Raw genomic sequence first — 24,664 nt, 5'->3', positions numbered from 1 at the left:
CCGGTGCGGTGCCGGGCGCCGTGTCGTACGGCGCCCGGCGGGGTGCGTTACTTGACGGCGACGCCGTTCCAGGCGGCCTCGACACCCTTGACCTCGGCGCTGTCGGCCTTGTACAGGTCGGTCGCGGCCTTGATGGTGGCCTCGCGGGCCGCCTTGTAGTCGGTGTTCGAGGTCATGTACTCGGTCAGGGCCTTGAACCAGATCTTCTCGGCCTTGTCCCGGCCGATGCCCTCGACCTTGGAGCCGTCGGCGGTCGGGCTGTCGTACTTGACGCCACCGATCTCCTTGGCGCCGCTGCCCTCGGACAGCAGGTAGAAGAAGTGGTTGGCGACACCCGACGAGTAGTGCGGGTCCAGGCCACCGGTGCTGGAGTCCCAGTTGTCCTGCGACTGACCGTCCTTGGACGGCTTGTCCATGTAGCGCAGCGGCGTACCGTCACCGTTGATGTCGATCTTCTCGCCGATGAGGTAGTCGCCCGGGTCCTCGGTGTTCTTCGCGTAGAACTCGACCGAGGTGCCGAAGATGTCGGAGGTGCCCTCGTTCAGGCCGCCGGACTCACCGCTGTAGGTGAGGTTGGCGGTGGCGGAGGTGACACCGTGCGACATCTCGTGGGCCGCGACGTCGATGGCGGTCAGCGGGGCCTTGTTGCCCTCGCCGTCGCCGTAGGTCATGCAGAAGCAGCTGTCGTCCCAGAAGGCGTTGACGTAGTTGTCGCCGTAGTGGACGCGGGAGAAGGCGCCCTTGCCGTCACCCTTGATACCGGAGCGGCCGTGCACCTCCTTGTAGTAGTCCCAGGTCTCGGCGGCACCGTAGTGCGCGTCGACGGCGGCGGTCTGCGGGTCGTCCGGCTTGCCGGTGCCCCAGTTGTCGTCGTCGTCGGTGAAGAGCTTGCCGTCGCCGTCCTCGGCGTTCTCCAGGTTGGTGGTCTTGTGGCCACCGCGCTCACCGTCGGTCAGCGAGTAGCCGCTGCCCTCCTTGGTGGTGCCGAGCTCAACGGTGCCGCTGAACTCGCTCTCGCCCTTGCCGGTACGGATGTCGTCGTACTGGAAGAGCTTCTTGCCGGTGTTGGCGTCGGTGATGACGTGCATCCGGCTCGGGGTGCCGTCCTTCTTCACGCCCTTGACGACGGTGTCGTATGCCAGGACGGGCGAGCCGGAGGCGGCCCAGACGACCTTCTGCGCGGCCTGCGCGCCGGTCTGCTTGGCGCTGATGGACTTGGCGGCGGTGCCCTGCGCGCTCTTCGCCGCGGCACCCGGGGCGATCTTCGGCGTGAGGGAGGCGACCTTGATGGTCTTCTCGGTCGACTTGGTGGTGCTCTTGATGGAGCCGTCCTTGGCGCGGTGCACGACCATGTCGCCACCGAGCACCGGCAGACCGGCGAAGGTGCGGTCGTAGCGGGTGTGGACGGTGCCGTCGGCGTCCTTGATGACGTCCTTGACGACCAGCTTCTCCTGGGAGCCCAGGCCCAGTTCCTTCGCGGTCTGTGCGGTGAGGGCGCTCGCGTCGCGGATCATCTCGGCGCGGTGCGAGACGGTGAGGGCGACCGGCGCGCCGCTCGGGGCGGCGGTCGGGGCGGTCGAGGCGCCCGCCGTGGCGGCGACGCCGGCGACGAGGGCCGCGGCGGCGACGACGGCAGTTCCGGTGATGCGGGCCTTGCGGGATATGCGGGGGGTCACGCGTGCTCCTTCAACTTTGCCAAGTGGTGGGGGTGCAAAGCGATGCGGGTGTGACGTGCGTCGGGAACATTGCCATTCCGAACGCGTTCATGTCAGGACGCTGAGAGCAGGTTGGCCGAAACTCGTCGATAGGGTTCGCCGTACGATCTGTACAACGGGAACGGGCGCCGCCCCCGGAGATCCGGAAGCGGCGCCCAAGGTGCCGTTTTCGCAGGTGAGTTCAGGACGTCACCGGTCGTGCCACAGTCAGATGACCGGTTGGTGCCGTCACCGGGTCACAGTGTCACTTTCCGGCCGACACCCGGGAGCCGACGTGCACCGCGGCCCAGGTGTTGGCCACCGTGTTGTACGACGCGCTGCCCTGGCCGAAGAGGTCGGCCGCCGCCTTGAGCGTCGCGGTACGGGCCGCGGCGTAGTTGGTGGACGAGGTCATGTACTGGCTGAGCGCCTTGAACCAGACCTTCTCGGCGTTGGCCCGGCCGATGCCCGGCACCGACTTCCCGTCGTACGTCGGGCTGTTGTACTGCACGCCGTTGACCACCTTCGAGCCGCTGCCCTCGGACAGCAGGTAGAAGAAGTGGTTGGCGACGCCGGACGAGTAGTGCACGTCCTTGTTGCCGACGCCGGACGACCAGTAGTCGGCCGAGGCGCCGTCCTTGGAGGGCTTGTCCATGTAGCGCAGCGGCGTACCGTCGCCGTTGATGTCGATCTTCTCGCCGATGAGGTAGTCGCCCGGGTCCGCGGCGGTGTTGGAGTAGAACTCCACCGCGGTGCCGAAGATGTCGGACGTCGCCTCGTTCAGGCCACCGGACTCGCCGCTGTAGATCAGGCCGGCGGTGGCGGCGGTGACACCGTGGGACATCTCGTGCCCGGCGACGTCCAGCGCGGTCAGCGGCGCGGAGTTGCCGTAGCCGTCGCCGTAGGTCATGCAGAAGCAGCTGTCGTCCCAGAAGGCGTTGACGTAGCTGTTGCCGTAGTGGACGCGGGAGTAGGCGGCGACGCCGTCCCCGCGGATGCCGGTGCGGCCGTGCACGCTCTTGTAGTAGTCCCAGGTCTCGGCGGCGCCGTAGGCGGCGTCGACCGCGGCGGTCTGGGCGTTCTGCGGCGTGCCGTCGCCCCAGACGTCGTCGGCGTCGGTGAAGAGCGTGCCGGTGCCGTACGAACCGTGGTTGAGGTTGTACGTCTTGTGCCCGCCGCGCCCGCCGTCCGTCAGGCTGTAGGACGAGCCGGAGGCGGTGGTGCCGAGGGTGACCTTGCCGCTGTACTCGCTGTTGCCGACGCCGTTCTCGATGCCCTGGTACTGGAAGATCCGCTCACCGGTGGTGGCGTCGGTGATGACGTGCAGCTGGTTGGGGGTGCCGTCCTTCTGGAGCCCGCCGACCACGGTCTCGTATGCCAGCCTCGGGGTGCCGTCGGCGGCCCAGACGACCTTGCGCGGCGCCTTGTCGGCGGCGGCCTTCGAGGCGCCCAGGGAGCGGGCGGCGGCGACGGCCTTGCCGGAGGCGGCGGACGGTGTGACCTTCGCGGTGGTCGTGGCGACCTTCAGCTGCTTGCTCTGGGCCTTGGTGACGCCCTTGACGGTGCCGCCCTTCGTCTCGTGGACGATCAGGTCGCCGCCGAGGACCGGCAGGCCGTCGAGGGTCCGCGCGTAGCGGGTGTGGGTGGTGCCGTCGGCGTCCTGGGAGACGTCCTTGACGAGCAGCTTCTCCTGCGCGCCGAGCTTGAGCTGCTTGGCCGTCGCCGGGGTGGCGTCGGCGGCGGCGCGGATCAGCTCCGCGCGCCGGGCGGGGGAGAGCTTGGCGGGCAGGGCGCCCGCGGCGGGGGTGGCGTGGGGTGCGGCCGACGGGGGTGTGGCCGCGGTGCCGGTCCCGGCCTGGACACCGACGGCGAGCATGGCCGTGACGGCGACGAGGGTTCCGGTGACGACGGCGCGACGAGGGGGGTTACGTCTCACGCTGACTCCTTCTGCGGGGCTGCGGCGTGGGGCCGCGGCCGAGGGGGACCGGATGGCGGGGAGCCGTCCGGGCAGAGCGAGGCAGAACACTTGGAACGTGTGGGGGGAGACGGTGCCGACTGCCGCACGGCGGGACTGTGGGGGTCCGTGTGGCGGCTGCCGGGAAGAGTGCCACCGTCATGAGCCCGTTGTCAGGGCCCCTTCAACTAATTGGCCGGAATCCGTCCGTAGCCCGGAATGTGGATCCGGAATGCGGACGCCCCGTCCGGCGGCCCGGGAACGGCCCAGGTCCGCACAGTGCGCGGGTGAGTACGGGGCGGCCGGATTCTGCGGGTTTGGAGGACGGGGGCGGAGTGAAGGGGGCGCTGGGACAGGGGGGTTGAGGGAGCCGCGGGTGCGCGGCGGGACGGCGGTCGGCGGCCCTCGGTGGGCTGCCGGGATGCCGGGACGGCTGCGGCTGCGGCTGCGGGGGCGGGACGCGGACCGGCCGTCCGATCGGACGGGGCCCTCGGCGGTCCTTCAGTGCCGGGGCCGGGGCCGGAGTTGTGCGGTGGCTCGCGGTGATCCGTACGGCGGCCGGGGCGGGCGCGGGGCGGTGGCCGACGTGGGCCGGCCGGGCCCGGTCCCGGGCGCACTCCGGGGGCCGGGACCGGGATCCTGGCAGGTCAGCGGTGCTTCGGTGGTGCCGGGTACGGGGGCTCACCGCGCCAGGCGGGGGGGGCGGCGTCAGCCGCAGCGGATGGCGCGTGGCACTGCGGTGATCGGGCGTCTCCTGTCCCGGACGTGCCGCCTCACGGCCCGGACGTGCCACCTCACGGCCCGGCGTCCCCGTGGCCGCGCCCTAGGGGGCCGTGTACAGGTCAGCGGCGGACGGCCCGCAGCAGGACGAACTTGGGGTCGGAGGCGACGACCTCGCAGTTGCCGAAGAGCCGCTTGAGCCGTACGTGGTAGCCGAGGTGACGGTTGCCGACCACCCACAGCTCCCCGCCGGGCCGCAACGCGGCGCGGGCACCGCCGAACATCCGCCGGGCGGTCGCGTCGGACGTCGCGCGGTGGGTGTGGAACGGCGGATTGTTCACCACCAGGTCCACCGAACCGGGCGCCAGCCCCGTCAGCGCATCGCCGACGGTGAACTCCGCCCGTGCGCCCTCCGGCGCGTTCGCCGTGAAGGTGGCGCGCGCGGCGGCCACCGCGGAGAACGACTCGTCGACGAAGACGGTCTCCGCCTCCGGGTCGGCCAGCGCCAGCGCGGTGCCGACGACACCGTTGCCGCACCCCAGGTCGACGACGCGCCCGCCGCCCCGCCGCGCGGGCAGATGCCCCAGGAGGAAACGGGTGCCGATGTCGAGCCGGTCCGCGCAGAAGATCCCGGCGTGGTTGGTGACCGTCCGCCCCGACATCACGCCGATGTCCCCGGGCAGCGCGTAACTGCGCGGCCAGGACGGGGCGCCGGGGGCCAGGGACGGATCGGGGGTGCAGAAGATCAGCCGCGCCTTGCGGACGGCGAGGGACGTCCGGGTCGGCCCGAGGATCCGCTCGAACAGCTTCAGCGTCGACGTGTGGATCTCGGAGGCCATGCCGGTGCCGACGATCCGGGTCCCCTCGTGCACCGCGGGCGCCAGCCGCCGCAACTGCTCCTCCAGCAGGGCCAGGCTCTTCGGCACCCGCACCAGTAGCAGATCGATCCGCTCCGGCGGCGTGTCCAGCACCGTCCGCAGCCGCACCGCCTCCTCGGGGACACCGTTACGCCGCAGATTCACCTCGGTGGCGCGGTGCGTGAGATAGGAGTCGGTGATCTGTACGACAGGGCCGCCCGGGGCGAGGAACGGGGACGGACCGGTGCCGGTGCCGGCCGCCCGAACTGCCTCGGGAGGAGTGACGCCGGGGATGGCCACGGCGGTGGGCCCGGTCCCGGTGCCGGGTGTGGTGCCGGGGCCGGTCCCGCCGTCGGCTCCGGGCGCGGGGCCGGTGCCGGCACCGGCCAGTGCGGTGGCGAGGGCGCCCCAGCGGTCGCCGAGGACGACGGTGGCGCCCGCCGTGGCCGGCCGCGGTCCGGAGGAGTCCCCGGCGCTCGGCCCGGAGCCGTGCTCCGCGAGATGGTCCAGCAGATAGGCGTCGGCGGCGTCCCAGGCACGGAGCGGGTCGCGGGGATCCTCGGGGAAGCGGGTGAGGTCGTACGCACCCCACGACGTCGTGAAACGGTTCATCGTGAACTCAGGCTAGCCGAGGCGCGAGGACGGCCGGCCGGGGAGCGGGACCGGCCGGGGCCGGAGCGGGCCCTTGGGCGCGGCCGGGGGCCGAGCGGTACTTCAGGCAGGGGCCGGGTCCGGGGCGAGGTCCGGTACGCGGCCGGAGCGCGTTACGGCCAGGCCGGGCCGGGCTCACGGCACGGTGCGGCCCGAGCGAGCCCCGCCCCGCACCCGGCCGCACCCAACCGCACTCGACCCGAGGCCCGCTCCCGGCCTCCCGGCCTCCCGGCAACCGTCCACCCGCAGCGGTCCGCCCCCGGCACCCCCGGCGACCGCGGCCCCCGTCCCGCTCACCCCACGCTGTCCCGCCACGCCCGGTGCAGGTCCGCGAAGCGACCGCGGTCGGATATCAGGGTGGCGGGGGTGCCGTCCTCCACGATCCGGCCGCCGTCCATGACCAGCACCCGGTCGGCGATCTCCACCGTCGACAGGCGGTGCGCGATCACCACCGCCGTACGGCCGCGCAGCACGGTGTCCATGGCCCGCTGCACCGCCCGCTCGCCGGGGATGTCCAGCGAACTGGTCGCCTCGTCCAGGATCAGCACGGCGGGGTCGGCGAGCAGCGCCCGCGCGAAGCCGACCAGCTGCCGCTGGCCCGCGGAGATCCGGCCGCCCCGCTTGCGGACATCGGTGTCGTACCCGTCCGGCAGCGCGGTGATGAAGTCGTGCGCGCCGATCGCCCGCGCCGCCTCCTCGATCTGCGCGCGGGTGGCGTCGCGCCGCCCCAGCGCGATGTTCCCGGCGACCGTCCCGGAGAACAGGAACGCCTCCTGGGTGACCATCACCACGCCCCGCCGCAGCTCGGCCGCGGACAACTCCCGCAGGTCCACGCCGTCCAGCAGGACCCGGCCCTCGGTCGGGTCGTAGAACCGCGCCAGCAGCTTCGCCAGCGTCGACTTCCCGGCGCCGGTCGACCCGACCACGGCGACCGTCTCGCCCGCGGCCAGCCGCAGCCCGAAACGGGGCAGCACCTCGCCGCCGGTGCGGTACGCGAACCGGACGTCCTCGAAGACGACCTCCCGGCCGGGCCGCCCGGCGGTGGCCGGCGGCAGCGCCGCCGGGACGGGCGGTTCCGGCACCGACGGACGCTGCGCCAGCAGACCGGCGATCTTCTCCAGCGACGCCGCCGCGCCCTGGTAGGAGTTGAGGAACATCCCGAGCCGGTCGATCGGGTCGTACAGCCGCCGCAGGTACAGCACGGCGGCGGCCAGCACACCCAGCTCCAGGGCGCCGGTCGCCACGCGGTAGGCGCTCCACAGCACGATCGCGGCGACCGCGAAGTTGGCCACCAGCCGTGAGCCGACGACGTACCGGGCCATTTCCAGCGCGGTGTCGCCGTTGACGCCCTCGTGGGTGCGGTTCAGCGCGGTGAAGGCGGCGTCGTTGGGCCGCTCGCGGCGGAACGCCTGCACCGGGCGGATGCCGTTGACCGTCTCGGTGAACTTCACGATGACCGCGGCCACCGCCGACGACTTGCTGCTGAACACCCGCAGCGAACGCCGCCGGTAGGAGCGGATCAGCAGTGCCAGCGGTCCGGCGGAGGCGAGCGCCGCGGCGCCGGTGCGCCAGTCCAGGTAGAGGAGCATCGCGGTGATCCAGACCGTGGAGAGCACGACGGAGATCAGCTCCTCCAGCCCCTCGTCGAGCAGTTCGCGCAGCGCTTCGACATCCGTGGTGGCGCGCGAGATCAACCGGCCCGAGGTGTACCGCTCGTGGAAGTCGAGGCTGAGCGCCTGCGCGTGCCGGAAGATGCGGCCGCGCAGCTCCAGCAGGACGTCCTGGCTGATCCGGGCCGAGCACCGGATGAAGAGGTACTTCAGCCCGCCCGACACCGCGGCGCACACCGCGGCCGCCACGCCCACGGTGACCAGCGGACCGTGGTCCCCGGCGCGCAGCGCGGGCACCGCGCGGTCCAGCGCGAACGCCACCAGCAACGGCCCGGCCTGCACCGCGGCCTGCTGGAGCAGCAGCATCACGGCCGCGATCGCCACCCACCGGGCGTGCGGGGCCAGCAGCGACCGCAGCAGCCGCCGCGACGCCCCGGGCGGGGTGGGGAGGACATCGCGCGCGAAGGCGTCACCGTCCCCGGGCGGCTCGGACGCGGGCGGACCGGCGGGTACGGCGCCGGGTGCGGGGGCGGTCGTCACGGGGTGCCTCCGGAGGGGTCGCGCGGCCCGGGTACCGCCCCGGCCGCCACAGGGGCGGTGCCGGACATCAGCCCGGCGTACTCGGCGCTGTCGCGCAGCAGTTGGTGGTGGGTGCCGACGGCGGCGATCCGGCCGCCGGAGAGCAGCGCCACCCGGTCGGCCAGCAGGACCGTGGACGGACGGTGCGCGACGACCAGCGCGGTGGTGGTCGCCAGGACCTGCCGCAGGGCCGCCTCGACCAGCGCCTCGGTGCGGACGTCCAGGGCGGAGAGCGGATCGTCGAGGATCAAAAACCGCGGCCGCCCGGCGATCGCGCGGGCCAGCGCGAGCCGCTGCCGCTGCCCCCCGGACAGGCTCATGCCCTGCTCACCGACCTGGGTCCGCGGCCCCTGGGGCAGCGCGGCGACGAACCCGTCGGCCTGCGCCACCGCCAACGCCCGCCGCAGATCGGCCTCCTGCAGATCCACGCCGCCCATCAGGACGTTCTCGGCGACGGTCGCGGAGAACAGCGTCGGCTCCTCGAAGGCGACCGACACCTGAGCGCGCACCTCGTCCCGGGAGAGCGTGGCGAGATCGCGGCCGTCCAGGGTGATCCGGCCACCGGTCGGGTCGTACAGCCGCGGGACCAGCGCGGTGAGCGTGGTCTTCCCGCTGCCGGTGGCCCCCACCAGCGCCATCGTCTCCCCGGGCGCGATGTGCAGATCGACCCCGCGCAGCGTCGGCTCCGCGTCCCCGGGAGCGTCGGGGTAGCGGAACTCGACACCGGAGAAGCGGAGACCGCCGGAGCGGGTACCGGAGCGTGCGGGACCGCCGGATCTGCCCGATCCGTCAGGCGTCACGGAGCCGCCGGAACCGTCAGGGCCCGGGTTGCGGCCGCCGGCCGGTCCGCAGGCGGCCTGACGGTGGGCGTCGTCAGGGGCTTCGGAGTCTGCGGCGCCGCCGGTGGGGACGCCGGGTCCCGGCGCCGGGACCGGTGTGTCGGTGGGCAGCGGGGCGTCCAGGACCTCGAAGTACCGGTCCGTGGCCATCGCCGCCTCGTTGCTCATCGCCAGCAGGAAGCCGATGGAGTCCACCGGCCAGCGCAGCGCGAGCGCTGTCGACAGGAACGCGACCAGGGTGCCGGCCGAGAGCGCGCCGTTCGCCACCTGCACGGTGCCCAGCACGAGCGCGGCGCCGATCGCCAGCTCGGGCAGCAGGGTGATGCCGCCCCAGATCGTCGCCAGCAGTCCGGCCTTGCGCAGCTCGGTGGTGCGCAGTTGGCGGGTCAGCCCGCGGAACGCGCGGGCCTGGTCGCGGTGGCGGCCGAAGCCCTTGACGATCCGGATGCCGAGGACCGACTCCTCGATCACCGTGGTCAGATCACCCACCTGGTCCAGCGCCCGGCGCGCGGCCAGCGCGTACTTCGCCTCGAAGACGGAGCAGAGCACCATCAGCGGTACGACCGGCGCGAGCAGCACCAGCCCCAGCGAGAACCGCTGGGTCAGCAGGATCGCGCAGCCCACCACGATGGTGACGCCGTTGACCAGCAGGAACGTCAGCGGGAACGCCAGGAACAGCCGGAGCAGCTGAAGGTCGGTGGTGGCGCGGGAGAGCAACTGGCCCGACGCCCAGCGGTCGTGGAAGGCGACCGGCAGCCGCTGGACATGGGTGTAGAGCCGCTCCCGCATGGCCGCCTCGACACCCGCCAGCGGCCGCGCGACCAGCCACCGCCGCAGACCGAACAGCCCCGCCTCGGCCACCCCGAGCAGCAGCAGGAGGCCGGCGCCCAGCCACACCCCGCCGGGCGCCCCCGCGGCGACCGGCCCGTCCACGATCCACTTGAGCACCAACGGGATGACCAGGCTGATGCAGGACGCGGCCACGGCGACGACCGCGGCCGTGAACAGCCGCGCCCGCACCGGCCGGACGAACGGCCACAGACGCAGCAGCGACCGCACCGCGGAGTGCCGCGGGGGCTCGGCGGACGGGGGAGAGGCGGGTGTGCTCGTGGTGGCATCCATCACCCGCGAGAGTAAGCGCGACCACTGACAACGCTCCTGTGCTTTTTCCGCCGACCCGCCCCGGCCCGCCCGTCACCCCGGCTCGGCCCGGTTGCCGCCCCGCCGGGCCCGGCCCTTCCCCGCCTCGCCGCTCCACCCGGCCCGCCGCTCCCATCACCGCCGAGGTGCCACCCGGACCTGACCGCCCGCCACGCCCCTCACCTCCCGCCCGGCCCTCCCCGCGCCCCGGCGCAGGAGCACCGGCCACCGGCCCGGCCCCCGCCCCGTACACCCGTCACGCCGTATCCCCTGCGGGCGTACGACCCTGTCGGACTATCACTTCCGGTGGGACAACCACCTCATCGGTCACAATTCGACACATGTCCGGTGATGAGAAGGACCGCACCCCCCGTCCGCCGGCCCGCCGCCCCGGGCGGCTGCGGCGGCTCCTCCGTCTCGCCCTGGTGCCGGTGTGCACGCTGACCGCGATGACCGGCTGCGCCGTCCCCGACCTGCTGGGCGGCGACAAGCCGCCGGGACCGGAGCAGGGCATCGACATCGAGCCCGGCGACGGTGCCCGCGATGTGGGCGAGAACGGACGGTTCGTCATCCGGGTGCCCGACGGGCGGCTCCAGCGGGTGACGGTGCGGCGCTCCGGCGACGGCGGGACGGCACGGGTGGCGGGCCGGATCTCCCGGGACGGCCTGACCTGGCGGCCCACCGCGCGCCAACTGGAGGCCGCGGCGACGTACACCGTGGACGCGGTGGCGCTGGACGGCTCCGGCGACCGCAGGTCCCGCCACACCACCTTCACCACCGGCCCCGCCGAACTGGCCGCCTCGCCGCTGCCCGGGGACGGCGCGACCGTCGGCACCGGAATGATCGTCTCGCTCCAGTTCAACCATCCGATCCCCGACCTCGCCGCCGTGGAGCGCGCCGTACGGGTCACCGCGGAACCGGACGTCGAGATCGCCCCCCACTGGTTCGGCGACCAGCGGCTGGACTTCCGCCCGAAGGAGCGCTGGCGGCCCGGCACCGAGGTCACCGTCGACCTGCGGCTGGACGGGGTGCGGGCCGGGCCCCGGACCTTCGGCGTCCAGCGCGAGACCGTCAGGTTCCGCGTCGGCAGGGACCAGACGAGCCTGATCGACGCGGGCCGGCACACCCTGACGGTCACCCGGCGGGGCGAGAAGCCGGTGACGCTGCCGATCACCGCGGGCGACGAGAAGAACCCCACGTACAACGGGAAGATGGTGATCCAGGAGCGGCTGCGGAAGACGCGGATGGACGCCCGCACCGTCGGGTTCGGCCGCGCCTACGACATCCCCGACGTGCCGCACGCGATGCGCCTGACCACCTCCGGCACCTTCCTGCACGGCAACTACTGGACCGATGCCGACGTCTTCGGCGACGAGAACACCAGCCACGGCTGTATCGGTCTGCTCGACAACAAGGACGGCAAGGGCGACACCCCGGGCGGCTGGTTCTACGCGCAGTCGCTCGTCGGCGACATCGTGGAGGTCCGCAACTCCCCGGATCGCACCGTCGCACCGGACAACGGTCTCGGCGGCTGGAACATGTCCTGGCCCCGGTGGCGCGCGGGAACAGCCCTCTGACCGGCGACGCGACCGTCCACAGCGGCGGCGGACCCCCGCGTACGGGCCGCCGCCGCGGACGGCCGGCGGCCCCCGGGTGGCCCGGGGCGGCCTGAGCCACTCCGGACCCCGATTCCCGCGTCGCGCCGGTCCTCCCGGCCCACTGCCTCGGCCCCCCGCCGCGAGCCGGCACAGCGCCCGCGACCCGCCGTGGCGCGGGCCCTCCCGCTTCCCTTTCGGCTCCCCCTTCGCGGCCGCGCCGCGCATCACCCCTGCTCAGGCGCCTCCCGCCCGCGCCGGGCAATCCACTGTCATACCCATGTGGTTATCTACACGGAAGATGCGACCGCCCTCGACGGGCGGTGCCGCGTCGAGTGGTGATGGCCGGTGCGCGGGGGAGCGCGCGGCACGAGGGGAGAGGGGCCGAAGATGCCTCGGACGAGGGTGCGTCAGGCGATGTCCGCAGAGCCGGAACCGCGGTCGGTACGCCGGCGAAGGGCAGGGCGGCGGGCCCGTCGCGGCGCGGCCGCGGCCCTCGCGCTCGGCTCCGTCCTGCTCGCCGCGGGCTGCGGGGACGACGCGGACGCGAAGGGCCGGCCGGACACGGCGCACGCCGCGGGCCCCTCGAAGGCCGCCGTGACGATAGCGCCCCGGGACGGCGCGGACTCCGTCGCCACCAGCGGCGCCCTCGCGGTGACCGCCCGCGGCGGCAAGCTCCTCTCCGTCAAGGTCAAGGACGCCGAGGGCCACGACGTGCCGGGCGGGATCTCCGGCGGCGGCACCGGATGGCGGCCCGCCGGACACCTCGGGACGGCCACCACGTACACCGTCGACGCGGTGGCAGCCGACGACCGCGGCCGGAGAACCACCCGGCACGCCCGCTTCACCACGCTCACCCCGGACGAGACCTTCACCGCGTCGTACACCCCGGAGGACGGGCAGCGGGTCGGTGTCGGGATGCCGGTCTCGCTGCGCTTCAGCCGCGGTATCACCGACCCCGCCGCCGTGGAGAAGGCCGTCGAGGTCACCGCGGAGCCCGCCGTTCCCGTCGAGGGACACTGGTTCGGCAACGACCGGCTGGACTTCCGCCCCGAGAAGTACTGGGCGCCCGGCACCAAGGTCACCCTCCGGCTCCGGCTCGACGGCGTCGAGGGCCGCCCCGGCGTCTACGGCAAGCAGTCCCGGAAGATCACGTTCACCGTCGGGCGCAGCCAGATCAGCACCGTCGACGCCCGGTCGAAGAAGATGACCGTGGTCCGTGACGGCAAGAAGCTCAAGACCATCCTGATATCCGCCGGGGCGCCGGGCACCGAGACGTACAACGGCCGCATGGTCATCAGCGAGAAGCTCCGGGTGACGCGGATGAACGGCGCGACCGTCGGCTTCGGCGGCCAGTACGACATCAAGGACGTCCCGCACGCCATGCGGCTGAGCACGTCCGGCACGTTCATCCACGGCAACTACTGGTCGGGCCAGGGCGCGTTCGGCAGCCGGAACGCCAGCCACGGCTGCGTCGGCCTCTTCGACCAGCGCGGCGGCGGCGATCCGGACACCCCCGCCGCCTGGTTCTTCCGCAACTCCCTCATAGGTGACGTGGTCGTGGTCGAGAACAGCCACGACGAGACGATCCGGCCGGACAACGGCTTCAGCGACTGGAACCTCTCCTGGAAGGAGTGGAAGGCCGACCGCCGCTGACCCGGCGGCGCCCGGTCCGGGGAGGCGCGGGGCACGTCGGCGCCCCGTACCCAGCGTCGTTAACGACGGCTAACCTTCGCGGTATGACTGTGAACTTCGAGATCGCCGACGGCGTCGGGACCATCCGGCTCGACCGTCCGCCGATGAACGCGCTGGACATCGCCACCCAGGACCGGATCCGCGAACTGGCCGACGAGGCCACCCGCCGGGACGACGTACGCGCCGTCGTGGTGCGCGGCAGCGAGAAGGCGTTCGCCGCCGGGGCGGACATCAAGGAGATGCAGCGGATGGATCACGCCACCATGGTGGTGCGGTCCCGGGCGCTCCAGGATTCGTTCAGCGCGGTCGCCCGCATCCCCAAGCCGGTGGTCGCCGCGGTCAGCGGCTACGCCCTGGGCGGCGGCTGTGAGCTGGCGCTCTGCGCGGACTTCCGGATCGCGGCGGAGAACGCCAAGCTCGGCCAGCCGGAGATCCTGCTCGGCGTCATCCCGGGCGCCGGCGGAACCCAGCGGCTCTCCCGCCTGGTCGGCCCGTCCAAGGCCAAGGACCTGATCTTCACCGGCCGGCAGGTACGGGCCGACGAGGCGCTGGCCATCGGCCTAGTCGACCGGGTCGTCCCCGCCGCCGAGGTGTTCGAGGCGGCGCACGCCTGGGCGGCGCAGCTGGCGAAGGGCCCGGCGCTCGCGCTGCGCGCCGCCAAGGAGGCCGTCGACGCCGGGCTGGAGGCGGATCTCGAAACCGGCCTGGCGATCGAACGGGCCCAGTTCGCGGGGCTGTTCGCGACCGAGGACCGCGAGACCGGTATGCGCAGCTTCGTCGAGGACGGTCCGGGCAAGGCCAAGTTCCGCTGAACGGGCGGAGGTTGACGGGGCGTGGGGGAGCGGGCGGTGCGCGGTGCCCCGTGCGGGGGAATCGCGCCGAACGGGCCCCGTCGGGGTCCGCGCCGCGCCCCCGCGCCGGTAGCCGGCGCACGGTGCGGCAGCGCCGCAGCTCAGACAGTTGACACCGGTGTCATGAACGCCGTGGAACGGCCCTCGCGGCCACCGGAGGCGGAGGTTCCGCGGCGTTCGGATTCCGCCGGTTCCGGCCCGGGGGCGTTGCGCAGCGGCCATGATGGGGGCATGGCGGGCCTGGAGGAATCGGAGCAACCGCAGCCGCTGTGCGGCGCGGCTGCCACCTGCCGGGGAGTCCCCGGCGCACCGGAGAGCGACGGACCGGCGGCGGGTGACCCGGGGCCCGTCGTCCTCGATCTGCTGGACCCTTCCGTGGACGAGGTCCCGCTGCCCTCGCGGCCCGAATCCGCCGGTGCCGCCCGCCGGTTGACGCACCGGGTCCTCCTCGAACAGTGGGGCCTGTCCCCCCAGCTCACCGAGAACGCCGTCCTGCTGGTGTCGGAGCTGGTCGGCAACGCTGTGCGGCACACCGGTGCGCGGCGGTTCGGGCTGCGGATGCTGCGGCGGCGTGGCTGGATCCGTATCGAGGTGCGCGACCCCTCGCGCGGGCTGCCGTGTCTGATGCCGGTCCGCGAACTGGATGTCAGCGGCCGGGGCCTCTTCCTCGTCGACACGCTCTCCGACCGCTGGGGCGTGGATCTGCTGCCGCGCGGCAAGACCACCTGGTTCGAGATGCGCACCGGCGACCGCTGAGCGGCGCCCCCACCCCCGGATACGCGACTGGGGCCTCCCGCAGGGTGATGCGGGTGAGGCCCCAGTGTCGCCCCTCGGCGGACGGAAGGGGTGTGTCCGCGGGGGTGGAACGACCTGGCCCGGGTCAATGGGGGTCGTTGCGAACGACTATGGCAGGTCCGGCCTCCGATGCCAAAAGTACATTGAGGGCAAAGTGTGACATCGGTGGATCAATTTCTTGATGATCCCAGGTGAGGTGCGCCACCGACCTTGTAAACGACGGTTCGTTTACCGGTTGCCTCGATATATATGCGGTGCTGGGCGAGCGGTCCGTACGTGAGGGGAACGGCCGGAGCGGCGCCGCGCGCCGGAACCACGGCGCCCCGCGCGCCGCCGTGGCGTCCGGCGCGCGACCCGTCCGCCGCCTTCCCCGCACCGGGCCCCGGCGCCCGGCGCCGCACCTGCCCCGGATGGCGGTCCGCGCTCGGGAGGAGGCGCCACGGTCCGTAGGATGGGGCCGCTCGCGGGCGGGATCACGTCCGTCCGCCGGGCGACCGTGACGGCGGCGTGTGCCGGGGCATCCGCGCACGCCGGGACGAGGAAGGAGGGCCCATGACACCCACCCGCCGGCCGGCGGCCGTGATCTGGCTGCTCCTCCTCGCCGTGACCTTCGGCCCGCTGCTCTGCCGCACCGGCGGAGACCAGTCGTGGGCCGCGCGGACCACCGCCGCGCCCGCTCCCCGGCCGGCCGGCGTACCGGCCGCCGCCCCGCACGACGCCGCGCCCCCGGCGGACGGCGCCACCGCGCGCCCGGCCGCGTTCCGTACGGACACCACGCCCCCGGGCGGTGCCGCCGCCGAGCGGGCCACCGGCACCGCCGCGGAGCAGGACCGTACGTACCGTCTCACCGCACGGACCGACTTCGTCGACATCCCCCGGCGCTGCTCGGGGCGGCATGCGCCGGGGCCCGGCGAAGCGGCGCCGCTGCCCGTGCCGCACCGTGCCGAACCGCCCGCCCTCCACCCGGTGGTACCGGCCGCGGACCCGACCGTGCTCCTCGTCCGCCCCGCCCCGGCACACTCCGGCACCGGCCCCGCGGGTCCCGCCGACCCCGCCTCGCTCCTTCCCGTACTGCGGATCTAGGCGCCGCCGTGCTCCCGCCCGCCCTCCTACCGGGCGGACGGCGGGGGCACCCCGGCAGCCCGGTGGCGCGCCCTTCCCGCGCGCCCGCATCCGGACCGGCCCGTGCCGCGCCGGCCGCCCCGCGCGGCCCGCCACCGCCGTCCGGCCCATCCGTCACCCCGGTACGACTGGAGAGCCAGTGCCCACCCTCACCTCACCCACCCGCAAGCTCGCCGCCGTCGGCGCCATCGCCGCCCTGATCATCGCCGTCATCGCCATCGGCATCGCCGCAGGTAAAGCCGTTGAGGACGGCCGCGGCGCCGACGCCTCGCGGGCCGCCTCGCCGGAAACCGGCGAGGACCCGGCACAGCAGCGCCTCTACGACCAGCTGGCCGAGCGCACCAGCCGCCGCGAGGCCGGCGACGCCCTGGCCGTAGGCAGGAAGGACGCCCCGGTCGTTCTCGTCGAGTACGCCGACTACCAGTGCTCGTTCTGCGGCCGCTTCACCCGCGAGACCCAGCCCGAACTGATCAAGAAGTACGTCGACGCGGGCACCCTGCGCATCGAGTTCCGCAACTTCACCCTCTACGGCGCCGACTCCGAACGTGCCGCCCGCGCCTCCTGGGCCGCCGGGCGCCAGGGCCGCTTCTGGCAGTTGCACGACGAGCTGTACGCCAAGACCCGTAAGGGCGACGCGCTCGCCGAGGACAAGCTCGTCGAGCTGGCCCGCACCGCCGGCGTCGCCGACCTCGACAAGTTCCGCACCGATCTCGACAGCGACGCCGCCCGCGCGGCCCTGAAGAAGGATCAGGAAGAGGGGTACGAGCTGGGCGTGCAGTCCACGCCGTCCTTCCTGATCAACGGCCGCCCGGTGTCCGGCGCCCAGCCCACCGCCGTCTTCGCCGACGCGATCGAGACCGCCGCGAAGGCCGCCGACGGGAAGAGGACGGCCGGGAAGAAGACGGGCGAGGAGAGCGGCAAGTGACCGACATCGGGTATCTCGCCGCGTTCCTCGGCGGCGCCCTCGCGCTGGTCAGCCCGTGCAGCGCACTGCTGCTCCCGGCGTTCTTCGCGTACTCGCTCTCCCACCCGGGGCGGCTGCTCGCCCGTACCGGCGTCTTCTACCTGGGGCTCGCCACCACACTGGTCCCGCTCGGCGCCGCCTCCACCGCCGCCAGCCGGCTCTTCAACGGCCACCGGGACCTGCTGATCACCGTCGGCGGCTGGGTCGTCATCGCCATGGGGCTCGCGCAGATCCTCGGCCTCGGCTTCGCCTCCCGCCGTGCCCAGGCCGCCGCCGCCCGGATCACCCCCCGCTCGGCCGTCTCCACCTTTCTGCTGGGCTGTGTCTACGGGTTGGCCGGCTTCTGCGCCGGGCCTATCCTCGGCGCCGTCCTCACCGTCACCGCGGTCAGCGGCTCACCCGTGTACGGCGCGTCGATGCTCGCCGTCTACGCCTTGGGCATGGCGCTGCCGCTGTTCATCCTCGCCCTGTTCTGGGACCGCTACCGGCTGGGCACCCGGGGCTGGCTGCGCGGCCGGGAAGTGCGCCTGGGCAGGCTGCGGCTGCACACCACCTCGCTCCTGTCCGGCCTCTTCTTCCTCGCCATCGGCGTGCTCTTCCTCCGCTACAACGGCACCAGCGCCCTGCCCGGCGTCCTCGACGCGGAGGCGGAGTTCCAGGTCGAGGAGTGGGTGGCGTCGATCGGCAACGCCGTACCGGACTACGTACTGATCGCCCTGGGCGCACTCGTCGCCGCCGCGGTCCTCGGCCGGATCGCCCTGCGCCCGGAGAAGAAGCCGGAGAAGAAGCGGGAGGAGGCGGCAGGGGAGAAGGCCCGGTCGCAGCCGCGGACCACCCCGGAGTGAGACGAGGGGCGGCGGGCCATCCGGCACCGAGCCGGCCCCGGCCGCTCGGTTCCCGGCTTCCCTGGCCACCGGCCCCGGCGGGCCATCCGGCACCGAGCCGGTCCGTCCCTGGCCGTCCGGTCTCGCCCCGGCACCCGGCAGCCCGCCCGGTGCCGGGCCCGGCACCGGGCTCCTAGGCGCTCCGCCGTCGCCCCGGCTGCCGCGGGCGGGGGTGGCGCAGGCGTTGCGGGGCGTCGGCCCGTCTGCGGCGGTCGTTGCAGAGCAGGCATTTGCCGTAGCCGGGCGGCAGCGGGTCCTCCGGATCGCCGTGGAGGGGGTCGACCGCGCCGTGCGGATGCAGCGCGCAGCCGGTCGGGCCGGTGGCTTCGCCGAGGGAACCGGCGGCGGTCAGCGCCCGGCGCAGCGCGTCGACGAGCTGGTCGGCGTCCCGCCGGGACGGCGTGGCCCGCAGGGACGAGGCGATGTCGGAGGCGGTGGTCAGCGCGGTGCGGAGTTCGCGCAGCTGTGCGTAACCCATGCCTTGGAGCGTAGGCGGCCCCACTGACAGTGGATCTTCCGATCGTGCTTCGTGGTCTCCCATGGCCGCATCCCTGCCCGCCCCGGCCGACGTCTTAGCCCCCGCGAGCTTGCTGTCGCCTTACCGGCGCATGACAGGTACGCCACCCGCTCCGCCCGGCCGGACGGCCCCGCGGACGCCGGCACCGGACGACGGAGGGGCCCGCCGGAACACACCCCGGCGGGCCCCCGTACGGGCGGGGAACCGGCCTTGCGCCGGCGCCCGGCCGTCACGGCGCGATCGGCAGCTCCCGCTTGTGGGCGGTGAGGTGGTAGCGGCGGACGATGGCGTCGCGCACCGCGTCCTCGACCGGCAGCCCCTCCAGGAAGTCGTCGATCTGGTCGTACGTCACGCCCAGCGCCTCCTCGTCCGGCTTGCCCGGGGAGAGCGTCTCCAGGTCCGCCGTCGGCACCTTCGCGACCAGCTCCTGCGGGGCGCCCAGCGCGGCGGCCACCGCGCGCACCCGCCGCTTCGTCAGGCCCGTCAGCGGGACGACGTCGGCGGCGCCGTCACCGAACTTGGTGAAGAAACCGGAGACCGCCTCGGCGGCGTGGTCGGTGCCCACGACCAGACCGTCCTGGGCGCCCGCCACCGCGTACTGCGCGATCATGCGCTGCCGGGCCTTGATGTTGCCCTGGACGAAGTCCTGGTGGGCGGCGTCGCGGAACTCCAGTCCGCCGGAGACCGCCGACGCCAGCGCCGCGTCGCTCGCCGGGCGGACGTCCACGGTCAGCAGCTGGTCCGGCCGGATGAAGTCCAGCGCCAGCTGCGCGTCCCGCTCGTCGGCCTGGACGCCGTACGGCAGCCGCATCGCGAAGAACGTGGCCTCGTGACCCGTCTCCCGGGCACGTTCCACCGCGAGCTGGCACAGCCGGCCCGCGGTCGTCGAGTCGACGCCGCCGCTGATGCCCAGTACCAGGGAGCGCAGTCCCGTGAGGGCCAGCCGCTCCGCGAGGAAGGCGACCCGGCGCTCGATCTCGTGCCCGGCGTCGAAGGACGCGCTCACCTGGAGATCCCGGGCGATCTCCTGCTGGGCCTTGGCTGCCGGGTCACTCACGGCTGCTCCTCGCTGCTGTCGGAATCCGAACGGCCGGTCGGACCGGCCACGGAAACCTTATGCCGGGTGCGCCCACTTCTTCAGGGCGGCCTTGCTCGCGAAGTCCGCGACGTCCTTGTCGAGCGGCCGGTCGGTGTACTGGTGGATGCGCCACTTCGCCTTGATCCGCGGGTGCCCGGCCTTGACGTAGTCGGCGATCCACAGCCCGTCGGCGGCGTACGAGGAGGTGTCGTGGTGCAGCCAGAAGTCGCGGTTGCAGTAGAGCATCACGCGGTGGGTGGGCCGGAGCTTCTTGACCTCTCTGAGGAACTGGTCCTTCTGCGCGTTGCTGGCGTACGTACCGCTGCCGGTGGTCTCCCAGTCGGCGGCGAGGATGTCGCCGCCCACCGAGGCGCACTTCTCGACGAAGTACCGTGCCTGCGCCGCGATGTTCCCCGGCCACAGGAAGTGGTAGAAGCCGACCACGCACCCGGCCTTCCGCGCCTTCGCCGCCTGCGCCGACTGGTGGGGATTGATGTACGAGCGGCCCTCGGTCGCCTTGATGATCACGAAGTCCAGCCCGCCCGTGGAGAAGGACGTGTTGTACGAACTGACATCGACACCGTGCAGCATGAGCGGCCTCCCGCCGTTTCGACCTGCTTCTTCGAACCGTCCCCTGCCAACCAGCAGTTCAGCACGTTCAACGGGGAAGACGCCAGAGAGCTACCGGGAAGTTCCGCAGCGCGAGCGCCCGTTGGCGCGGGGCGGCCGTACGGCTCGCGATGGGGCGGCGGAGGCGGGTGGGTCGAAAAGGTGACCGGGGATCAGCCGGTGGGCTGCGCGGGGTGGCGCAGTTGTTCGGCGGCCTCCGAGACGCGGTGCAGCAGCTCCACGAAGACGGTCTGCTCGGACGGGGCCAGCGGGGAGAGGAAGAGCTGATTCATCCGCGCGGTGCGCACCGCGAGCTTCTTGTGCACGCGAACGCCCTCGTCGGTGGCGCGCAGCGCCGCACGGCGTCCGTCACGCGGATCGCGGATCTTGTCGACCATCCCGCGCACCACCAGCCGGCGGATCACCTCGGCGATGGTGGAGCGGTCCAGCCCGACCCGCTCACCGACCGTGCGCTGGTCCAACCCGTCCTCGCCGACCAGGGAGTTGAGGACCGCGAACTGCGGGGAGGTGACCTCCTCGGAGACCATGGTCGTCCACAGCAGGGTGTGCGCCTGCTGGAACCGCCTGGCCAGGGGGCCCGGATGGCTGCTGAGGTCGAGCGTGGTCACGCCGCCTCCCCTTCCCCGTCGAAGCTCGGATCCGTACGCAGTGTGCGCCGGAGCGCCACTCATTGTAGCGGCGCGCCGAGCCCGATATAAGTGCCGTGACCAGGCAGGACGTGCTGGCGGCAACCGTCGGGGGAGTACGTTCCCGCGGCGGGGACGGCAGCGGGGACGGCAGGCGGCGGCGAGCGGGACGGCCGCCCGCCCCGCCGGGCACGGGCCCTGATCCCGCGTCGGGCGCGCGGGGTCAGGGCCGGTCCGGACTCAGCACTCGATGATGTTCACCGCGAGGCCGCCGCGGGCGGTCTCCTTGTACTTCACCGACATGTCCGCGCCGGTGTCCTTCATCGTCTTGATGACCTTGTCGAGGGAGACGTGGTGGCGGCCGTCGCCCCGCAGCGACATCCGGGCGGCGGTGACGGCCTTGACGGAGGCCATACCGTTCCGCTCGATGCACGGGATCTGCACCAGACCGCCGATCGGGTCGCAGGTCAGGCCGAGGTTGTGCTCCATGCCGATCTCGGCGGCGTTCTCCACCTTCTCCGGGGTCGCGCCGAGGACCTCGGCGAGGCCGCCCGCCGCCATCGAGCAGGCCGAGCCGACCTCGCCCTGGCAGCCGACCTCCGCGCCCGAGATGGAGGCGTTCTCCTTGAAGAGCATGCCGATCGCACCGGCGGCGAGGAGGAAGCGGACCACGCCGTCCTCGTCGGCGCCGGGCACGAAGTTCACGTAGTAGTGCAGGACGGCGGGGATGATCCCGGCGGCGCCGTTGGTGGGGGCGGTCACCACCCGGCCGCCGGCCGCGTTCTCCTCGTTGACGGCCATCGCGTAGAGGGTGATCCACTCCATGGCGTGGGTCTGCGGGTCGCCCTCGGCGCGCAGGGCGCGGGCGGCGTTGGCGGCCCGGCGGCGGACCTTCAGACCGCCCGGCAGGATGCCCTCGCGGGACATGCCGCGCTCCACACACGCCTGCATGACGCGCCAGATCTCCAGCAGCCCGGCGCGGATCTCCGCCTCGGTGCGCCACGCCTTCTCGTTCTCAAGCATCAGCGCGGAGATGGACAGACCGGTCTCCCGCGTCAGCCGCAGCAGTTCGTCGCCGGTGCGGAAGGGGTGCGTCAGGACGGTGTCGTCGAGCTTGATCCGGTCCTCGGCCGCCGCGTCCTCGTCGACGACGAAACCGCCGCCGACGGAGTAGTACGTCTTCTCCAGCAGCGGGGCGCCGTGGGCGTCGTACGCGAAGAGGGTCATGCCGTTGGCGTGGTACGGCAGGGAGCGGCGGCGGTGCAGGATCAGCTGGGTGGACTCGTCGAAGGCGATCTCGTGGGCGTCCCCTATCTCGGCGGCCAGCAGGCGCAGCCGGCCGCTCTCGCGGATCTCGGCGACGCGGGTGTCGGCGTTCTCGACGTCGACGGTGCGCGGGGAGTTGCCCTCCAGACCGAGCAGGACGGCCTTGGGGGTGCCGTGGCCGTGGCCGGTGGCGCCGAGGGAGCCGAAGAGTTCCGCCCGTACCGAGACGGTCTGGGCGAGCAGTCCGTCCTTCTTGAGGCGGCCGGCGAACATCCGGGCCGCGCGCATGGGGCCCACCGTGTGGGAGCTGGAGGGGCCGATGCCGATGGAGAAGAGGTCGAAGACGGAGATGGCCACGGTGGCGGACTCCCTTGTCTGCTCGTGAGGGGCGGTGCGGGCGGAGAGAGGGGGATCGGGAGGTTGGTGCGGTTTTCGGGGTGTATCGGTGCCGACTGACGAGCGTAACGCGGTCATGGGGCGGGCCGCCGGACACGGACCGACGGGTGGCGGGCGGCCCGGGGAACGGCGGGTGCCGGGCCGCCCGCGGCACCCGGTACGGAGCGGTGCGCGGGGCGGCCGGGGCGTGGCCCCGGTGCCGGCGTACGCGGGCGGGCGGTGGCGTCCGCGTGCGGAGACCGCGTCCGTTCCGTGCCCTGTGTGCCGGATCGTTCCGGATTCCGGGGCAGGCAGACGGCGAGCCCGGGGCCGGGGCCCCGGGCTCGTGGCCCGTACCGCCTCCGGGCGCCGGTGGTGCGGCGCCCGGAGGCAACGGCGCGCGGCGGGGCGCCGCGCGCTCCCTCTCAGAGGGAGGGGTAGAGCGGGTGCTTCGCGGCGAGGGCGGCGACCCGCGCCTTGAGCGACTCGGCGTCGTACGACGGCTTCAGCGCCTCGGCGATGACGTCGGCGACCTCGCGGAAGTCATCGGCGCCGAAACCGCGGGTGGCCAGCGCCGGGGTGCCGATCCGCAGGCCCGAGGTGACCATCGGGGGCCGCGGGTCGTTCGGGACGGCGTTGCGGTTGACGGTGATGCCGACCTCGTGGAGACGGTCCTCGGCCTGCTGGCCGTCCAGCTCGCTGTTGCGCAGGTCGACCAGGACGAGGTGGACGTCGGTGCCGCCGGAGAGGACGGAGACGCCCGCCTCGGTGACGTCCGGCTGCACCAGGCGCTCGGCCAGGATGCGGGCGCCGTCCAGGGTGCGCTGCTGGCGCTCCTTGAAGTCCTCGGACGCCGCGACCTTGAAGGAGACCGCCTTCGCCGCGATGACGTGCTCCAGCGGACCGCCCTGCTGACCGGGGAAGACCGCGGAGTTGATCTTCTTGGCCAGCTCCTGGGTGGAGAGGATCACGCCGCCGCGCGGACCGCCCAGGGTCTTGTGGGTGGTGGTGGTGACGACGTGGGCGTGCGGCACCGGGTTGGGGTGCAGCCCCGCGGCGACCAGACCGGCGAAGTGCGCCATGTCCACCATCAGGTACGCGCCGACCTCGTCCGCGATCTTGCGGAAGGCGGCGAAGTCCAGCTGGCGCGGGTAGGCCGACCAGCCCGCGACGATCAGCTTCGGGCGGTGCTCCTTGGCGAGCCGCTCGACCTCCGCCATGTCGACCAGGTTGGTCTTCTCGTCGACGTGGTAGGGCACCACGTTGTAGAGCTTGCCGGAGAAGTTGATCTTCATGCCGTGGGTGAGGTGGCCACCGTGGGCGAGGTTCAGGCCCAGGATGGTGTCGCCCGGCTTGATCAGCGCGAACATCGCGGCGGCGTTGGCCTGCGCACCGGAGTGCGGCTGGACGTTGGCCGCCTCCGCGCCGAAGAGCTCCTTGATGCGGTCGATGGCGATCCGCTCGACCACGTCGACGTGCTCGCAGCCGCCGTAGTAGCGGCGGCCGGGGTAGCCCTCGGCGTACTTGTTGGTGAGAACCGAGCCCTGCGCCTCCATGACGGCGACCGGAGCGAAGTTCTCCGAGGCGATCATTTCGAGGGTGGACTGCTGACGGTGCAGCTCGGCGTCGACGGCGGCGGCGACGTCGGGGTCGAGCTCGTGGAGGGAGCTGTCGAGAAGCGACATGGGTCTTCTCCTGGAGGGTTCAGGGGGCGCGGAGCGCTTCGGTACGGGCGGCGGCCGAGCGGCGGACTCAGCCGGCGGTGAAGGCGGTGTACTCGTCCGCGGAGAGCAGGTCGCCCGGCTCCCCGGTGATCTTCACCTTGAACAGCCAGCCGCCCTCGAACGGGGCGGTGTTCACCAGCGAGGGGTCGTCGGTGACACCCTCGTTGACCTCGGTGATCTCGCCGTCGACCGGCGCGTAGAGATCGCTGACCGACTTGGTCGACTCCAGCTCACCGCAGGTCTCGCCCGCCGTGATCGTGGAGCCGACCTCCGGGAGCTGCACGTAGACGACGTCGCCGAGCGCGTTCGCCGCGTGCTCGGTGATGCCGACCGTCGAGACGCCGTCCTCGGCGTCCGACAGCCACTCGTGCTCCTTGCTGTAGCGCAGCTGCTGGGGGTTGCTCATGGGTCGATTCTCCTGTACGCGAGGGTGTGGTGGTGAAAGGGGTCTGCACAGTGAGACACAGCGGCGGCGGCCCGGCCGCACCGGAACGGCCG

The 24,664-nt window shown here is 73.1% G+C and carries 18 protein-coding genes and 1 pseudogene; 7 read left to right on the top strand and 12 right to left on the bottom strand.

Annotated elements, in window-relative coordinates:
- Nucleotides 1–47 precede the first annotated feature (47 nt).
- The 5 genes and pseudogenes from ACZ4M8_RS06485 to ACZ4M8_RS06465 all read right to left on the bottom strand — a co-directional run bounded on the left by ACZ4M8_RS06485 (nucleotide 48) and on the right by ACZ4M8_RS06465 (nucleotide 10,026).
- Nucleotides 48–1,676 carry a M4 family metallopeptidase gene (locus ACZ4M8_RS06485; protein WP_467603852.1) on the bottom strand — a complete coding sequence of 543 codons (1,629 nt, stop codon included), beginning with the start codon at nucleotides 1,674–1,676 and terminating at the stop codon, nucleotides 48–50.
- A 289-nt stretch (nucleotides 1,677–1,965) separates the two neighbouring features.
- A pseudogene (locus ACZ4M8_RS06480) lies at nucleotides 1,966–3,630 on the bottom strand (M4 family metallopeptidase); the annotation flags it as partial.
- 860 nt (nucleotides 3,631–4,490) lie between these two features.
- Nucleotides 4,491–5,837 (bottom strand): methyltransferase, encoded by a 1,347-nt coding sequence (locus ACZ4M8_RS06475; RefSeq protein WP_467603851.1) that lies wholly within the window; start codon nucleotides 5,835–5,837, stop codon nucleotides 4,491–4,493.
- 332 nt (nucleotides 5,838–6,169) lie between these two features.
- Nucleotides 6,170–8,026, bottom strand: coding sequence for an ABC transporter ATP-binding protein (locus ACZ4M8_RS06470; protein ID WP_467603849.1), 1,857 nt, complete (start codon nucleotides 8,024–8,026; stop codon nucleotides 6,170–6,172).
- Nucleotides 8,023–10,026 carry an ABC transporter ATP-binding protein gene (locus ACZ4M8_RS06465; protein ID WP_467603847.1) on the bottom strand — a complete coding sequence of 668 codons (2,004 nt, stop codon included), beginning with the start codon at nucleotides 10,024–10,026 and terminating at the stop codon, nucleotides 8,023–8,025. Before ACZ4M8_RS06465 ends, ACZ4M8_RS06470 begins: the two co-directional genes overlap by 4 nt.
- A 359-nt stretch (nucleotides 10,027–10,385) precedes the next feature.
- Between ACZ4M8_RS06465 and ACZ4M8_RS06460 the strand changes: the two genes are divergently transcribed.
- The 7 genes from ACZ4M8_RS06460 to ACZ4M8_RS06430 all read left to right on the top strand — a co-directional run bounded on the left by ACZ4M8_RS06460 (nucleotide 10,386) and on the right by ACZ4M8_RS06430 (nucleotide 17,911).
- Nucleotides 10,386–11,621, top strand: a complete 1,236-nt coding sequence (locus tag ACZ4M8_RS06460; protein ID WP_467603845.1) for a L,D-transpeptidase — start codon at nucleotides 10,386–10,388, stop codon at nucleotides 11,619–11,621.
- Between the two features lie 435 nt (nucleotides 11,622–12,056).
- A complete protein-coding gene (locus tag ACZ4M8_RS06455) occupies nucleotides 12,057–13,295 on the top strand; it encodes a L,D-transpeptidase (protein WP_467603843.1) in 1,239 nt (412 codons plus the stop codon).
- An 83-nt stretch (nucleotides 13,296–13,378) separates the two neighbouring features.
- Nucleotides 13,379–14,146 (top strand): enoyl-CoA hydratase/isomerase family protein, encoded by a 768-nt coding sequence (locus ACZ4M8_RS06450; protein ID WP_467603841.1) that lies wholly within the window; start codon nucleotides 13,379–13,381, stop codon nucleotides 14,144–14,146.
- Nucleotides 14,147–14,416: 270 nt separating this feature from the next.
- Complete coding sequence (locus ACZ4M8_RS06445) at nucleotides 14,417–14,941, top strand: ATP-binding protein (protein WP_467603839.1); 525 nt, start codon at nucleotides 14,417–14,419, stop codon at nucleotides 14,939–14,941.
- A 591-nt stretch (nucleotides 14,942–15,532) separates the two neighbouring features.
- Nucleotides 15,533–16,063 carry a hypothetical protein gene (locus ACZ4M8_RS06440; protein WP_467603837.1) on the top strand — a complete coding sequence of 177 codons (531 nt, stop codon included), beginning with the start codon at nucleotides 15,533–15,535 and terminating at the stop codon, nucleotides 16,061–16,063.
- 178 nt (nucleotides 16,064–16,241) lie between these two features.
- The gene (locus ACZ4M8_RS06435; protein ID WP_467603835.1) at nucleotides 16,242–17,027 is read left to right on the top strand and encodes a DsbA family protein; all 786 of its coding nucleotides are present in this window, start codon (nucleotides 16,242–16,244) and stop codon (nucleotides 17,025–17,027) included.
- Nucleotides 17,024–17,911: a cytochrome c biogenesis CcdA family protein gene (locus ACZ4M8_RS06430; protein ID WP_467603832.1), complete on the top strand. Its 888-nt coding sequence runs from the start codon at nucleotides 17,024–17,026 to the stop codon at nucleotides 17,909–17,911. Before ACZ4M8_RS06435 ends, ACZ4M8_RS06430 begins: the two co-directional genes overlap by 4 nt.
- A 172-nt stretch (nucleotides 17,912–18,083) precedes the next feature.
- Here ACZ4M8_RS06430 and ACZ4M8_RS06425 read toward each other — a convergent pair whose 3' ends face one another.
- The 7 genes from ACZ4M8_RS06425 to gcvH form a co-directional block, all read right to left on the bottom strand.
- Entirely contained in the window at nucleotides 18,084–18,428 is a 345-nt protein-coding gene (locus ACZ4M8_RS06425; RefSeq protein ID WP_467603831.1) for a hypothetical protein, read from the bottom strand.
- A 268-nt stretch (nucleotides 18,429–18,696) separates the two neighbouring features.
- A complete protein-coding gene (nadE, locus tag ACZ4M8_RS06420; protein ID WP_467603828.1) occupies nucleotides 18,697–19,524 on the bottom strand; it encodes an ammonia-dependent NAD(+) synthetase in 828 nt (275 codons plus the stop codon).
- Nucleotides 19,525–19,581: 57 nt separating this feature from the next.
- Nucleotides 19,582–20,136: a GH25 family lysozyme gene (locus ACZ4M8_RS06415; RefSeq protein ID WP_467603827.1), complete on the bottom strand. Its 555-nt coding sequence runs from the start codon at nucleotides 20,134–20,136 to the stop codon at nucleotides 19,582–19,584.
- A gap of 191 nt (nucleotides 20,137–20,327) precedes the next feature.
- Complete coding sequence (locus ACZ4M8_RS06410) at nucleotides 20,328–20,783, bottom strand: MarR family winged helix-turn-helix transcriptional regulator (protein ID WP_467603825.1); 456 nt, start codon at nucleotides 20,781–20,783, stop codon at nucleotides 20,328–20,330.
- Between the two features lie 258 nt (nucleotides 20,784–21,041).
- Nucleotides 21,042–22,424 (bottom strand): L-serine ammonia-lyase, encoded by a 1,383-nt coding sequence (locus ACZ4M8_RS06405; RefSeq protein WP_467603822.1) that lies wholly within the window; start codon nucleotides 22,422–22,424, stop codon nucleotides 21,042–21,044.
- A 443-nt stretch (nucleotides 22,425–22,867) separates the two neighbouring features.
- Nucleotides 22,868–24,127 (bottom strand): serine hydroxymethyltransferase, encoded by a 1,260-nt coding sequence (glyA, locus tag ACZ4M8_RS06400; protein WP_467603820.1) that lies wholly within the window; start codon nucleotides 24,125–24,127, stop codon nucleotides 22,868–22,870.
- A gap of 67 nt (nucleotides 24,128–24,194) precedes the next feature.
- Entirely contained in the window at nucleotides 24,195–24,572 is a 378-nt protein-coding gene (gene gcvH / locus ACZ4M8_RS06395) for a glycine cleavage system protein GcvH (protein ID WP_467603817.1), read from the bottom strand.
- Nucleotides 24,573–24,664: the final 92 nt, after the last annotated feature.

The sequence above is a fragment of the Streptomyces sp. NPDC027185 genome, assembly GCF_055567035.1.
Note: the sequence above shows the minus strand (reverse complement) of the source record. Positions and strands in the feature narration are given on the sequence as shown.

Excerpts from the sequence above, each read along its gene's own strand:
- ACZ4M8_RS06455 (WP_467603843.1), top strand. The coding sequence starts at position 12,057 with ATGTCCGCAGAGCCGGAACCGCGGTCGGTACGCCGGCGAAGGGCAGGG.
- gcvH (WP_467603817.1), bottom strand. The coding sequence starts at position 24,572 with ATGAGCAACCCCCAGCAGCTGCGCTACAGCAAGGAGCACGAGTGGCTG.
- ACZ4M8_RS06450 (WP_467603841.1), top strand. The coding sequence starts at position 13,379 with ATGACTGTGAACTTCGAGATCGCCGACGGCGTCGGGACCATCCGGCTC.
- ACZ4M8_RS06475 (WP_467603851.1), bottom strand. The coding sequence starts at position 5,837 with ATGAACCGTTTCACGACGTCGTGGGGTGCGTACGACCTCACCCGCTTC.
- ACZ4M8_RS06440 (WP_467603837.1), top strand. The coding sequence starts at position 15,533 with ATGACACCCACCCGCCGGCCGGCGGCCGTGATCTGGCTGCTCCTCCTC.
- ACZ4M8_RS06415 (WP_467603827.1), bottom strand. The coding sequence starts at position 20,136 with ATGCTGCACGGTGTCGATGTCAGTTCGTACAACACGTCCTTCTCCACG.
- ACZ4M8_RS06460 (WP_467603845.1), top strand. The coding sequence starts at position 10,386 with ATGTCCGGTGATGAGAAGGACCGCACCCCCCGTCCGCCGGCCCGCCGC.
- ACZ4M8_RS06425 (WP_467603831.1), bottom strand. The coding sequence starts at position 18,428 with ATGGGTTACGCACAGCTGCGCGAACTCCGCACCGCGCTGACCACCGCC.
- ACZ4M8_RS06445 (WP_467603839.1), top strand. The coding sequence starts at position 14,417 with ATGGCGGGCCTGGAGGAATCGGAGCAACCGCAGCCGCTGTGCGGCGCG.
- ACZ4M8_RS06465 (WP_467603847.1), bottom strand. The coding sequence starts at position 10,026 with ATGGATGCCACCACGAGCACACCCGCCTCTCCCCCGTCCGCCGAGCCC.
- glyA (WP_467603820.1), bottom strand. The coding sequence starts at position 24,127 with ATGTCGCTTCTCGACAGCTCCCTCCACGAGCTCGACCCCGACGTCGCC.